This window comes from Phocaeicola coprophilus DSM 18228 = JCM 13818, assembly GCF_000157915.1.
Classification (GTDB): Bacteria; Bacteroidota; Bacteroidia; order Bacteroidales; family Bacteroidaceae; genus Phocaeicola; species Phocaeicola coprophilus.
The window spans coordinates 80,441-93,951 of sequence record NZ_EQ973647.1 but is presented as its reverse complement, the minus strand read 5'-3'; the positions used below and the strand labels follow the sequence as shown (position 1 = coordinate 93,951).

Annotated in this window: 11 protein-coding genes; all 11 read left to right on the top strand. The window is 45.5% G+C overall.

What is annotated here, in order from left to right:
- Positions 1-1,323, top strand: a complete 1,323-nt coding sequence (locus tag BACCOPRO_RS14075; protein ID WP_008144620.1) for a hypothetical protein — start codon at positions 1-3, stop codon at positions 1,321-1,323.
- A gap of 27 nt (positions 1,324-1,350) precedes the next feature.
- On the top strand, positions 1,351-2,472 hold the full coding sequence (locus tag BACCOPRO_RS14070) for a glycosyltransferase (protein ID WP_008144618.1): 1,122 nt from the start codon (positions 1,351-1,353) through the stop codon (positions 2,470-2,472).
- Entirely contained in the window at positions 2,469-3,140 is a 672-nt protein-coding gene (locus tag BACCOPRO_RS14065) for a sugar transferase (protein ID WP_008144617.1), read from the top strand. Before BACCOPRO_RS14070 ends, BACCOPRO_RS14065 begins: the two co-directional genes overlap by 4 nt.
- Positions 3,141-3,182: 42 nt before the next feature.
- Positions 3,183-3,449, top strand: a complete 267-nt coding sequence (locus tag BACCOPRO_RS14060; RefSeq protein WP_008144615.1) for a PqqD family protein — start codon at positions 3,183-3,185, stop codon at positions 3,447-3,449.
- Entirely contained in the window at positions 3,422-4,513 is a 1,092-nt protein-coding gene (locus tag BACCOPRO_RS14055; RefSeq protein WP_008144613.1) for a nucleotidyltransferase domain-containing protein, read from the top strand. The genes BACCOPRO_RS14060 and BACCOPRO_RS14055 overlap by 28 nt, the downstream gene beginning before the upstream one ends.
- A 16-nt stretch (positions 4,514-4,529) precedes the next feature.
- Complete coding sequence (locus BACCOPRO_RS14050; protein ID WP_008144611.1) at positions 4,530-5,426, top strand: hypothetical protein; 897 nt, start codon at positions 4,530-4,532, stop codon at positions 5,424-5,426.
- Positions 5,427-5,435: 9 nt separating this feature from the next.
- On the top strand, positions 5,436-6,227 hold the full coding sequence (locus BACCOPRO_RS14045; RefSeq protein WP_008144609.1) for a polysaccharide biosynthesis/export family protein: 792 nt from the start codon (positions 5,436-5,438) through the stop codon (positions 6,225-6,227).
- Between the two features lie 23 nt (positions 6,228-6,250).
- Positions 6,251-8,602, top strand: coding sequence for a GumC family protein (locus BACCOPRO_RS14040; RefSeq protein ID WP_008144607.1), 2,352 nt, complete (start codon positions 6,251-6,253; stop codon positions 8,600-8,602).
- Positions 8,603-8,721: 119 nt separating this feature from the next.
- The gene (locus BACCOPRO_RS17880) at positions 8,722-8,895 is read left to right on the top strand and encodes a hypothetical protein (protein WP_008144605.1); all 174 of its coding nucleotides are present in this window, start codon (positions 8,722-8,724) and stop codon (positions 8,893-8,895) included.
- Positions 8,886-11,330, top strand: coding sequence for a PI-PLC domain-containing protein (locus BACCOPRO_RS14035; protein ID WP_008144604.1), 2,445 nt, complete (start codon positions 8,886-8,888; stop codon positions 11,328-11,330). Before BACCOPRO_RS17880 ends, BACCOPRO_RS14035 begins: the two co-directional genes overlap by 10 nt.
- Positions 11,331-11,408: 78 nt before the next feature.
- The gene (locus BACCOPRO_RS14030) at positions 11,409-13,502 is read left to right on the top strand and encodes a hypothetical protein (RefSeq protein WP_040311542.1); all 2,094 of its coding nucleotides are present in this window, start codon (positions 11,409-11,411) and stop codon (positions 13,500-13,502) included.
- Positions 13,503-13,511: the final 9 nt, after the last annotated feature.

Genomic DNA, 13,511 nt, shown 5'->3' with positions numbered 1-13,511 from the left:
ATGGAAAACAAACTGAATTTGGACGAGATTGAAAAACTCCCGGCCAAGGAAAGAGCATTGCTGAAAAAACGGCATGCGCTTCACTGTAAATACGAAAAGGCTGTAACATTGTATGCTGACACCACATTGTCAACAAGAATTATAGCCCTACGTTGTGGAGTTACTCCCGGTGCTTTGGGAAATTACTTACGCCGTTACTGGCGGGAACTGGTTCTGCAACGGCATCAGATACCAGTGGAAAGTGAAGACTTGCAGTCGATTAAAATCTATTCAACCGGGAAACAAAACCGTGTGTCTCACGAAAGATACAAAGCAGCAGTAGAGGCTTGCGACATGATGAAATACATCGACTTGAATATTTCACAGGTGGCCCGCAAATTCGGCCTGAATGGTACTGCACTGGCCAATTTCATGAGAATACATTATGAGGAAATTCTTTCCCGGCGACAAAAGATACGTGAACGGCTGGGTATCAATGACAATATTCCCCGGGGGGCACGCCCTTCCTGCGTCCAGCAATACACGGATGCGGTTGAACTTTACCGTACAACGGAAATGACGATACCGGAAATTGCCGATAAATTCAAAGTCTCCGAAAGTGGCCTGATGCAACATTTACGTTTTTATCACAAAGACGTGCTTCAGCAAAAAAGAGCCATGCGTAAACGGGCGAAAGAAGAAAAGTATAAAAAAAGAGGAGGACTCCTGGGAAACGGACGGAAATATGAACCTTCCGCCCAAACAATCAATAAATACGCAGAAGCACTTACCCTGTACAAAAATACAGTACTGACTCTGAAAGAAATTGCAGATCAGACAGGAGTAACTACGGAAGGATTCCGGTTTTATCTGCATAAATGGCACAAAAATCTGGTACTGGATCATCTGGGAATAACCGATGAAAGCCAAAGTCCGAAAGACTTGAGAAAAGCCAGAAACCGTACCAAACGTACCTCACTCAAATATCAGGATGCAATTAACAGCATCAAACAGAATCCACGTTCCATTGCTCAGGTAGCCAATGAGTTCAACCTGCAACCGGAAAGTTTCCGCCAATACCTGCATAAATACGAACCGGAACTGATCAGTATCGTAGGAATGGGACAGAATGAACAGGGAAAACGTACGATGTGCCGAAGTGAAAAGAAATACAAGAAAGCAATAGAACTGTATCAGACAACGACGGAAGATTTGAAATCCATCGCAACTCGTCTCGGACTGGTATATAACAGCATTGGCGGATATATCCGCAGAAATTATCCGGATGCCATCATTCTGCACAAGAAACTGATACAGGAACAGAAGACGACGTATAAACAGTAAGTATTCCAGGCAAATGATCCTCAAGCTATGAAAAAAGAAGATCTGAAAATCTTGCAATTGGGAAAATTCTACCCGATCAGAGGCGGTGTAGAAAAAGTAATGTACGACCTGATGCTCGGTCTATCCGCGCGGAAGGTTGATTGTGATATGTTGTGTGCACTGGACAAAGGGGATAGCCAGATTATCCCCCTCAACGAACATGCCAGACTGATTGGAAGTCCTTCATGGGCTAAAATCGCCGCAACAATGATCTCACCGGCTATGATTCTGACCTTAAGAAAAATAAGCCGGAACTATTCGGTAATCCATGTACACCATCCAGACCCCATGGCCTGTCTGGCGTTATATTGCTCGGGTTACAAGGGGAAAGTTGTCCTTCACTGGCACAGCGACATCCAGAAACAGAAAATGCTGCTCCGATTTTACAAGCCGTTACAGAACTGGTTGCTGAAAAGAGCAGACAAGATTGTAGGAACAACACCGGTATATCTCCAGGAATCACCGTATCTGAAAGAGGTACAGGAGAAAACGGTCTGCCTGCCTATTGGTGTAGAAGCCATGAAACCTTCACCTGAAGCCGTAGAAAGCATTCTTCAGCGTTATCAGGGGAAAAACATTGTTTTCTCACTGGGAAGACTCGTCACCTACAAAGGATACCGGTACCTGATAGAAGCAGCCCGCTATCTGGACGACAGGTATGTGATACTGATCGGAGGAACCGGTGAACTGAAAGATGAACTGGAAAACGAAATAGCAACTCTGGGAGTACAGGACAAAGTGAAACTTTTGGGACGGATCAGCGACGAAGACCTTCCGGCTTATTATGGTGCCTGCAAAGTTTTTTGCCTGAGCAGTATCCAGAAGACCGAAGCGTTCGGCATCGTACAAATAGAAGCCATGTCATGCAGCAAACCTTTGATAGCCACCCGCATTCCTCAGTCTGGGGTTTCCTGGGTCAATGCACATGGAGAGTCCGGCCTGAACGTAGCTCCTGAAAATGCCCGTGAACTGGCAGAAGCGATTCAGACTCTGACTCACGATGAAAACACTTATCGGAAATATGCAGAGAATGCCGGAAAACGTTTTCAAAATCTATTTACTCAGAAAAAGATGATTGATCAATGTCTCAAAATCTATGAAAGCCTATGAATGATACCAAACTAAAAATCATGTCTATGTCAGAAGCCGAAATGATCAAAGACAACAAAAAATGTCGGGATATGATGTCGCCAGCCATCAACCGCATCAAACGGGGACTGGACATTTTGGGAAGTATTACAGGAATGATTGTTTTTTCACCGCTTTTCCTTCTCATTTATCTGGTCATAAAAATAGAAAACGGCGGTAAGGTTATTTTCAGCCAGGAACGGATTGGATATCAGGGTAAACCCTTCATCCTCTATAAATTCCGTTCGATGAAAGAATCGGCTGAAGCTGACGGAAAACCAGCTCTCTGCTGCCAGGGAGACAAACGCCTGACACGGGTCGGACGTTTCCTGCGTGAACACCATCTGGACGAATTGCCCCAACTCTGGAATGTCCTCAAAGGGGATATGAGTTTTGTCGGTCCTCGTCCGGAACGGAAATATTTTGTAGAACAGATCAAGGCGATCAATCCTGATTACGAATTGCTTTATCAATTACGTCCGGGACTGTTTTCGCCTGCAACCCTCTACAACGGATATACCGACAACATGGAAAAGATGTTACGACGGCTAAGAATGGATCTTGACTACCTGGCCCATCATACCTTATGGCTGGATACGAAGATCATTTTTCTGACCGTTCTGTCCATCCTCTCCGGAAAAAAGTTTTGAACCTGTCCCGAAAGGGAACCTACTAACAAAAACCAGACAAAGATGAAACCTAAATCCAACCTGCGACTTCGCAAAATCGGACGGCAATACATGATCGTAAACACCCGTCAGGAGAATGTTGACTTGTCCGATGTTTTCACACTGAACGAAACAGCTGCCGGATTATGGCAGCAGATGATTCAAGGAACAACTGCTCCGGAAGAACTGGCTGACTGGCTGTGCGAAATATATGAAGTCGACCGTGAAACAGCACTTCAAGATGTAAAAAAACAATTGGCTCAATGGAAAGCGTACGGACTGATCGATTAGAAGACACCGAGGTCCTGTTCATACTGGTGCGTGCCGGACTTTGGGAGAAAGTTCCTGAAAATCTTTCCCTGTTTCCCAGATCATCAGAAAGCTGGGAAAGGATTTTCAATCTGGCACAGCGTCAGACAGTCACCGGCCTCGTCTATCAGGGATTGTGCCAGCTTCCGGACGAACTGCTTCCACCCGAACAGCAACTGCTTCATTGGGTGGCAACCATTGACCGGATCGAAAGAGCCAATCTCCGGATGAACCGGGTACTGACCGAACTTTACGGACTGTTTCACACCAACGGTCTGCACCCCGTTCTGCAGAAAGGACAAGGAATCGCCCGTTTTTACGAAAAACCGCTGCTGCGGGAATGTGGGGATATTGACTTTTATTTTTCCGACAAGGAAGAAAGCCGTCAGGCTGCTTCACTGGTCAGCCAGATGGGATGCCGTGTTTCTCCCAAAGCCGATGACAGTCTCTGCTATTATTGGAAAGGAGTCAACGTAGAACATCATACGCGTCTGACCGACCTGCACAGTCCGTTCATTCGAAAATACTTGTATAAACAGGAACAGGATCCCGCCAATCTGACAAGCTTCAGACTACCGGGAAACCCAACCGAGATAACCATTCCCTCTCCTTTGCTGAATCTGGTTCTGCTCAATACGCACATCATGAAGCATGCTTTCGGATGGGGAATCGGTCTGCGTCAGCTATGCGACCTGGCACGTGCCTATCATTGCCTGCAAACGGAAACTGACGGCAAGGCCCTGTATGACCTCTGCCGTAAAGCAGGAATCATCCGGTGGAACAGTCTGCTTCATACCTTTCTGGTGAAACAGCTGGGGCTGCCTGCTTCCAGTCTCCCCTATCCGGAAAAGACTGTTTCTCCGGAACCGCTGCTGGAAATTATTCTACGGGGAGGAAACTTCGGTTTATACCACGCACAACGCAGGAATACTGCCGAAACAAATGGAGCAGCAAGTTTCATACTTTCCGGTCTTTCCTTGGCAACATCCGTTTCTCCTGCCGCTACGCACCGCAGGAAGCTTTTTGGACTTTTACGAACCTTTTAACCGGACAATTCAAATCATGACAGAATCTCAATATTGTGTAGCCGGATTCTTTTTCAGTCTCTCACTCCCGGACGGACAGGATGCTGACAGGCTGCTGCCCTCGTTCCGTCCCTTTCTGTGCGAAAAGAAACCGCAGGAAGAATCCATTTTCCAACTGACAGTCTTATCCGAAGCCGGACCGGAAACAGCATCTGCATCCACCCTCCTGGACCGGACCCTTAATGATATTGGTTATACCAGTCTGTATGCCTTTTCCGGAGGATATCAGGTTAGCATCAGCCCCTGGCCGGAAGGTCCCCAGCATATCCTTCAGGCTGACAGAGACTTTACTCAGGCTACGGCGACAATACTTTGGACGGATCCCTATGCAGGACATGTACTCAGCTCCATGCTGCGCATTGTCTTTTCACAGGCCATTCTCAACCGGGAAGCCGTTTCCATCCATGCTTCTGCTGTATATACAGACGGGATGGGCTACCTCTTCCTGGGAAAAAGCGGTACCGGGAAAAGTACACATGCAGCCCTGTGGACTTCCGTCTTCCCTCATTGCGAACTGCTGAACGACGATAACCCCACCCTCCGCCTTCAAGACGGTCAGGTGCTGGTTTACGGCACTCCGTGGAGCGGGAAAACTCCGTGTTATAAAAACCGGCATTTTCCCGTGGGTGGAATCGTGCGTCTGAAACAGGCACCGGCCAATCGATTCCACAGCCATCAGGATACGGAAGCCTTTATCGACCTGCTTCCCGGGTGCTCGGCCATCCGGCAGGATTCACACCTTTACGGGCAGCTGTGTGACACCCTGATACAGATCGCAACCCGCGTTCCGGTAGGCATGCTGGAATGTCGGCCTGACCGTGAGGCTGCCCAATTATGCCACCATGAAATCAACCGAATTAATCAATCTTATTAAACATAACTCATGAACAAAACATTCGTTTTTTTAAGCCTGATGATTGCCTTGCTGTTCTCGTCGTGTGCGTCACGCAAGGATTTCGTCTACCTGTCTGACATGCAGATGGGTGAAAAATATCCTTTCGATCCGAACCATGAAGTAGTCGTGCAAAGCGGTGACCGCCTGGGCATCACGGTAAGCTGTAAGAATCCGGAACTTGCCATCCCGTTCAATATTCAGGGAGGAAATTTCCAGATAGACCGCAACGGCAATGTCTCGGCATCCGATGCCTCAGGGAGCAAGGAAAAAGGTTATTTTGTCGATGTGGAAGGCAACATCGACTTCCCGATTCTCGGAAAACTTCATGTAGACGGAATGTCTGTCAGCCAGGTAAAATCGCTGATTGAGAATCAGATCAAGGCAAGCAACTACATCAAGGATCCCCTTGTCACCATTGATGTCCTGAACTTCAAATACACCGTACTGGGAGCCGTAGGACGCAACGGAACCTTTACCTGCGACGGTGACCGCATCACGCTGCTGGAAGCGATTGCCAATGCCGGAGACCTGACTGCCAAAGCCCGGATCAACCGCGTGACCGTGATCCGTGAAAAAGGCAACGAACGCCAGATGTTCGTTCATGACCTGCGCAGCAAGGATATCTTCGACTCTCCCTGCTTCTACCTGCAGCAAAATGACATCGTCTATGTAGAACCGAAGTATCGCAAGAAAGACAACGAAGACCGCGGCTTCCAGGTCGTAACCGTCCTGCTCTCTCTTGTGACAACCGTCTGCTCGCTGATGTGGGCTCTTAAATAACAATAACCAGACTTTCAAACGACATGCAGACAAATCCATCCTCTGTAAACAAGAATGAGCAGAGCCTCAACGTACTGGACCTGCTCATGTACCTGACTTCCAAATGGAAGTGGTTTCTTTTCTCCGTACTGATATGCGGCGGTATCGCCTGGTATCAATACGCCAGTTCACCCAAAGTTTATTTCGGAAAAACAACCGTGATCATCAAAGATCCTTCGAACAAGACTTCTACCGCCGGACTGGACCGTTACGACAATTTCATCAACAAAGTGAACGTGGCTAACGAAATCCTGCAGTTCCGTTCCAAGAAACTGATGCGGGAAGTGGTACAGCGTGTTCATGCCGACATCAGTTACCAGAAGAAAAGCGGCCTTCACTACGACGAACTGTATACACAGTCACCGGTAAATGTCAGCTTTCCCGATGCGCTTCCGGAACAATACCTTGGCTTTACCGTAACCATACAGGACAGTACCACTGTACTGTTGTCTGATTTTATCCGGGAAGAGGAAAAGTCCGAATACCAGGTCCGGCTGAACGACACCCTGTCACTTCGCAGCGGAAACCTGGTGATTACCCCGACCAACTTCTTCAGCAAGGCCTGGACCAATGTTCCCATCAAGGTACGGAAACAGCCTCTTGACGGTGTAGCTGCCCGCTATCAGGGAAATCTGGGCATCCGTCAGGAAGAAGACGAATCGTCTATCCTCACGCTCTCGCTGAAAGACAACTCCCCCAAACGGGCCGAAGACATCCTCAATACCCTGATCAACGTCTACAACGAAGAAGCCATTAAGGATAAGAATCAGGTAGCCATCAACACCGCCAACTTCATCAATGACCGTCTGATCATTATCAGTCAGGAACTGGGCGATGTTGAATCAGACCTGGAATCCTTCAAGCGCGACAATCAGGTGGTAGACATTGCTTCCTCGGCCAGCATGTACATGAGTGAATCGCAGAAATACAATGCTGACGCCCTGGAACTGGAAACCCAGTTGCGCCTGGCCAGGTATATCAAGGAATATCTCACCGACCCCAAGAAAGAAACTGACCTGATCCCGGCCAATACAGGCATCAGCGACATGAACATTGAGACCCAGATCACGGCCTACAATGCCACCAAGCTGAAACGCGACCGGCTGATCAGCGACAGCAGCGACAAGAACCCCGTAGTGGAAGAACTGAACAACACACTGCACGCCATGAAGCAAAGCATCATCCGTGCCGTCGACAATATGATTGTCAGCATCAACGTGAAGCGCAACGACGCACAAAGCCGCGAACAGCGTGCACAAAGCCGGGTGGCTGCCATTCCGACCAAGGAACGCCAGATGCTTTCCATCGAGCGCCAGCAAAAGATCAAGGAAGCTCTTTACCTCTTCCTGCTTAACCGCCGCGAAGAGAATGCTCTGTCACAGGCCATGGCCGACAACAATGCCCGGGTCATTGACAGTGCAGAAAGTACCAGTTTCCCGATTTCCCCGAACCGCAACCGCATTCTTCTGCTCGGTGTCCTTATCGGTATTGCCCTGCCGGGAGCCGCCTTCCTCCTTATTCTGTTCATGGATACCCGCGTTCACAGCCGCAAGGATCTGGAAAAAGCAGTCAGTGTACCTTACCTGGGTGAAATACCGCTCGACAAGTCCATCCAGAAACATCACGACAAGAATGCACCCACTGTCCGGGAACAGGGTGACGACATCGTATCGGAAGCTTTCCGCATCCTGCGTACCAATATGGCCTTCCTCTCCCGGAAAGACAACCCTGTGCAGGTCATCACCTTCACCTCATTCAATGTAGGTGCCGGAAAGACCTTCATTGCCCGCAATCTTTCCATGAGTCTGGCTTACACCAAAAAGCGCGTGATCATGATCGACCTGGACATCCGCAAGGGAACCCTGAGCCGCCACTATGGGCATCACCATGTGGGTATCACCAACTATTTGTCCGATTCCACCATCCGCGTAGATGACATTATCCAGCGCCGGGAAGACTTCGACCTGATCGCCTCAGGAACCGTCGCTCCCAATCCGGCCGAACTGCTGATGGATGAACGTCTGGACGAGCTGATCCGGGAACTTCGTACCCGCTACGATTACATCATCGCCGATAATGTACCGGTAGGTATCATTGCCGATGCCACCATTGCCAACCGTATTGCCGACCTGACCATCTTTGTGGTGCGTGCAGGCAAGCTGGACCGTCGTCAGCTGCCTGACATTGAGCAACTCTATCAGGAAAAGAAACTGAAGAACATGGCTCTGGTACTGAACGGAGCTGATCCGGAACGTCACGGATATGGATATGGCTACGGATATGGTTATGGTTACGGCTATGGCTATAAATACGGATATAAAAATCATTCAAAATAACAACTAAAAACGGAGGTAAAACTAGAAAGAGAAAAGACAGAAAAGACAAAACAGTTTCATGTGAACTAAGAAAAGAGAAGTGAGAGTATTAACTAAAAACTAAAAAAGAAAACAATAGTATGAAAACTCAAAAAAAGTATGAAGCTCCACAAACCCAACATGCGGAAGTGGAGTTGGAACAAGGATTTATGTCTGCTTCGGTTGTAGATAAGAAAGATCCTAATAGTGAAGTAACAGCTGGTAATCAGACTATTTCTGAAGAGTTTGATTTTACAGGAAATGAATGGCAATAAAGAAGAAAGGAGATATTATGAAATTTAAATCGTATTTAATGAACTTGTCTTTATTGAGTGCAGTAGTTCTGGTTATGAGTGGATGTACTGATGACGAGTTCAAACAGAATAATAATATTCCAAAAGGAAATGGTATTGTTTTTGGAGCTAATGCCAGCTATAATGGTGGACTGCAAACAAGAACTGAATATGGAGATTATGTTACAGGCGCTGATGGCAAGAAAAGTCAGGAGATAAAATGGTTATCTACAGATAAAGTTGATATTTATTCTCCATCATCTCCAAGTTTGAAAAAGGTAGAGTATGGTATTACTAATGTCGATGAGAACCAGGAGAACCAGGCTTATTTGTTGGCATTGGGGGATGGTTTGCAGTGGGATAGAACTTCTTCAACACAGAGTTTCTATGCTATCTATCCTTCCAAGGAAAGTATGAGCAATGAAGCTGTAAAGAATGTTGTCTCATTTGAGAATGGTGTATTAAAAGGATATATTCCTGTAAACCAGCAACATACAATAACAAAGAATGATAAAGGAGCTTGGATAGCAAAGCCGAATATGGATTATTTATATATGGCTGCTGTTCAAAAAGATTATACTATACCTGCAGCTGATGCTAATGATGGCGTATCTCTGCATTTCGTGCCCTTGACTACAACTTTGGAACTGACTATTGAAGGTCCTACAGAAGCTCCAATTGCTTCAATCAACGTTTTTGCGAATAATGGTGAAAATATTGCCGGATACTTCACTTGTGATTTGACAAAAGTAGGAACAACTTCTGGTACAAATAATGACTTGAATTGTGATTATGGGCAGTCAGCAACAGTAAGGGATATGATCAGTATCAGTGGTTATTATGATGATAATGGAACTCAAAAACCATTGGAACTTGCAGCAGGTGAATCTATTACGTTCAATGTATTTCTTCTGCCTCATACAGATTTGACAAATATTAGTGTCAGAGTTGCAGGATTCAATACGGCAAGTAAGACAATGTCTCTTGCTGGGGTAACACTGTATCCGCATCAGAAAACTTGCGTAAAACTCAAGGCTCCTCAAATTGCCAAAGATGGTGTGAACAACTGGATTACCGGTATGGATAAAAAAGTTTTGATTTCACAGTTATCTATTCCAGGAACAGCAAATTCATTCTCTGCAAATTATAGTGGTACTGATGCTGAATATTATAAAGCACAGACAGCTTCATTCGAACAGCAATGGAATGCTGGAATTCGTTGCTTTGAGTTGAGATGTCCTAATAGTGACGGCAATAGTCTTGATGGTGTTCAGTTGCAGTGCAATCGTGAGAATCTTGGTATTACATTCGGACAAGCTGTTGATATGATTTGGGATAAGGTTAAGAATTCTGGAGAGTTCGCCATGATTATGCCTGCATTTGAATCTAATGCTGGACGTGATTGGCGTGTTACAGATTTTGCCAATGACTTGAACCAGTTCTTTACAGATCATTCAGATTATAAATATGTTACTTATGGAAGAGAACTCACTGTGGGTGATGCCAAAGGTTCGTTAATGTTTATTGCTCGTATCACCAGTGAAGAAGACGGTGGACTTACGCTTCCAGCCCCAGGACAGGGAGTATTTATAGACCAGTGGGGCTCTTTGAAAGATAACTGGGCGAGACGTGGTTATCCGGTTGACAACTGGGCTAAAAAAGATTATTTGGGAACAAATACTATGGAGTATTATATGATAAATGAAAATAATGATGCCAATTTTGTTCCTAATGGTATGCCAATTAAAGGAGCTGTGGATTATATTCATAATACTACACGTAAAGGTGGTTCTACTGGAACTGCATATATTCAGGATTGGGCACGAGTAGTGAAGGAAACAAAGAATTATAGCCTGTATGATGTTTATAGAAGAGAATATACAGTTATTCCGATTTGGACATATTATTATGATCATACTAAATATGCATATTGGCAGGAATCTCTGACTGAAAAACAGAATGACATATGGAATACTTTTGAGCTTGCCATAGAGGACAATAACAATCAACAGGGGTCTACATTCTATATTAACTGCTTGGATGGTTATTATGTAGATGATAATGTTCCATTGAGTAAAAAGCCGTATATTGAAAGTTATAGTGAAAGTTATATGGCTGATGGTGGTGAAGATAGCTATAGTTATGGTAATGGTGGTGTAGCCGGTAATATTGATGCTTTTGCACGTGATATCAATAATTGGTTCTATAATAAAATTTTGAAATATGGTACAAGCAATATCTATGGCCCGATGAATATTGTGATTTTGGATAGAGTGTATGAAGATGGTGGTGGCTCTTATCTGCCGTCAGTTATTATCAATAACAACTACCGATTCCCGCTTATCACAATCGACGATGTTCAGGGACAGACAAATTCTGATGCTTCCTATACTTCAGGCGGCAACGTGATAGAATGATGAAACTCTCAAGGGAAGCTGTTCTGGAAATAAAATCCGGGACAGCCTCCTTTACTCTTTTATATAACGAACAAATCAATGAAACAAAAGAAGAACGGATTGATAGGCTGTTTGCTCGTTTTTACCGGTTTGATGGCAGCCTGTACAGAGCTGGAGGAACCTTCTTCTTCCATGCAGGAGAAAATTAATATAACCGGAACACTTGACGGCTTTTCGGCATTGCACTCTACCCGCACACAAGTGGGAGGTATGGCCGAAAACGGGGCTTTGTTTATGGAATGGTCGGTCGGTGACCAAGTGGGTGTGTTTGGTGACAATACAGTGAATGCTGCATTTACAGGCAATCACTCTTCGCCTGCTGCTCAGACCACATTTTCAGGTAGTGTGACCGCTGGTGATACTCCCAAGTATGCTTACTATCCGTTCAGTGATAATGTATCGAATCTGCAGGCTGTTCCTGTTTCAATACCTACAGAGCAGATTTATGCCGATGAAAACTCTATAGCAGCTTATGATGTGAAAGCCACAGATGCTATTGCCAATCTTGGTAGCGGAAACTATCAGTTGAAGATGCGTCAGATGGTTTCGCTGGTGCGTTTCGAGTTCAGTCTCACAAATGTAGATGGCTTGTCTGTGGACGAGAAGCTTCAACGTGTGACACTGGAGACTGGAGCTCCTGTGACTGGAAGCTACACATACGACCTTACCAATCTTGATAAAGGTCTTGCAGGTGTGGCCGACGCACAGAGCACTTCTCTGAATCTGACTTTCTCAAAACAGCCTTCACTCTCGGAAACAGTAATTGCTTATGCTGTTGCTGCTCCGGGTGCACAAAAGGGTACTACATGGCATTGCACTTTCCTGACCGACAAGCATGAGGTGTCTTTCACAACAGATGCACTCTGCGACTTCGAGGCAGGCAAGTATTACGTAATGCCGTTGAATGCCACTGTGCTGGAAAACAATCAAGCTGTGATAGATGATGCACCTGCTCAGGAAGAGACTGCCAACTGCTATATGATAAATTCTGCTGGTGAACATTCTTTTTTGGCTACTGTCATTGGAAATGGTCAGAAAGGTATTATTCCGGGAGCCGGATTCCATACTGAATCGGCATATATCAGTCCTAAATCAGCCAAGCTGCTGTGGCAGGATGTGGATGGTTTCATTGATGCTTCTTCTATCAGACTTGGTGGTGATGGACGTTGTTATTACACAGCGAACAAGAATGTCGGTAATGCGGTGATTGCAGTATATAGTGGCGATAACCAGACTGGTGATATCCTCTGGAGCTGGCATATCTGGGGCGTAGGCGATGAAATGCCTGCCGATGAGATATATACTAACAAAATTGGTGACCAGTTTACTGTAATGGATCGTACTTTGGGAGCTCATTCTCCAACATCTCTTTATGTTACTCTGTATCAATGGGGACGAAAAGATCCGTTTCCAAATACTTCAACATATTATGTGAACGGAATAGCAGAAGAAGTTGAAACATCTTTCCCCGTATATGTTTCGCAGACCGGTACAATAGCAGAAAGTGTGAAGCACCCGGCCGAATTACAGAAATATATCGATAACTTCCATGGTAATTGGATGGCTGAAACAAACAATTACCTTTGGGGAGATACGAACGGAACTACTCCAAAATATCCTGACTATCTTGAAGATCCTATGGCATGTTCCGGATGGACGGATGTGAAGACCATCTATGATCCTTCTCCTGTGGGATACCGTGTGGCAAACAAATATACATGGACAGGATTTGTAAAAAGAAATGATGGCAATACATCTGGAATTTCAGGAACAACAAGCAGACTTGATTACATTAACTATGTCAAGTATGACAATGGCTACTATTTCAAAAAGAATGACTCGGATACCGAAGGAACATTCTACCCTCAGACCGGCAGCCGATACGGATCAACGGGAACAATGTGGTCTGCCGGACAAGAATCTGTACTGATGAGAGGAGGTTCATCCAGATATTGGTCAGCTTCTCCTTATAATATTGGGGGAACAACCGATGCCTATTCGGCTTATATGTCGATCGGTTCTTATACGGAAGTGAACGGTTCAACCCCATGGGGAGCAGAAAACAAAATCAATATCTGTGATTTTAGTTCAAGCCGTCGCGATGCCTGTGCTATTCGTTGTGTAAAAGAGTAATAAACAAAA

What these genes read in the sequence shown, in the direction of transcription:
- BACCOPRO_RS14075 (WP_008144620.1), top strand. Translation starts at nt 1, where the DNA reads ATGGAAAACAAACTGAATTTGGACGAGATTGAAAAACTCCCGGCCAAG.
- BACCOPRO_RS14070 (WP_008144618.1), top strand. Translation starts at nt 1,351, where the DNA reads ATGAAAAAAGAAGATCTGAAAATCTTGCAATTGGGAAAATTCTACCCG.
- BACCOPRO_RS14065 (WP_008144617.1), top strand. Translation starts at nt 2,469, where the DNA reads ATGAATGATACCAAACTAAAAATCATGTCTATGTCAGAAGCCGAAATG.
- BACCOPRO_RS14060 (WP_008144615.1), top strand. Translation starts at nt 3,183, where the DNA reads ATGAAACCTAAATCCAACCTGCGACTTCGCAAAATCGGACGGCAATAC.
- BACCOPRO_RS14055 (WP_008144613.1), top strand. Translation starts at nt 3,422, where the DNA reads ATGGAAAGCGTACGGACTGATCGATTAGAAGACACCGAGGTCCTGTTC.
- BACCOPRO_RS14050 (WP_008144611.1), top strand. Translation starts at nt 4,530, where the DNA reads ATGACAGAATCTCAATATTGTGTAGCCGGATTCTTTTTCAGTCTCTCA.
- BACCOPRO_RS14045 (WP_008144609.1), top strand. Translation starts at nt 5,436, where the DNA reads ATGAACAAAACATTCGTTTTTTTAAGCCTGATGATTGCCTTGCTGTTC.
- BACCOPRO_RS14040 (WP_008144607.1), top strand. Translation starts at nt 6,251, where the DNA reads ATGCAGACAAATCCATCCTCTGTAAACAAGAATGAGCAGAGCCTCAAC.
- BACCOPRO_RS17880 (WP_008144605.1), top strand. Translation starts at nt 8,722, where the DNA reads ATGAAAACTCAAAAAAAGTATGAAGCTCCACAAACCCAACATGCGGAA.
- BACCOPRO_RS14035 (WP_008144604.1), top strand. Translation starts at nt 8,886, where the DNA reads ATGGCAATAAAGAAGAAAGGAGATATTATGAAATTTAAATCGTATTTA.
- BACCOPRO_RS14030 (WP_040311542.1), top strand. Translation starts at nt 11,409, where the DNA reads ATGAAACAAAAGAAGAACGGATTGATAGGCTGTTTGCTCGTTTTTACC.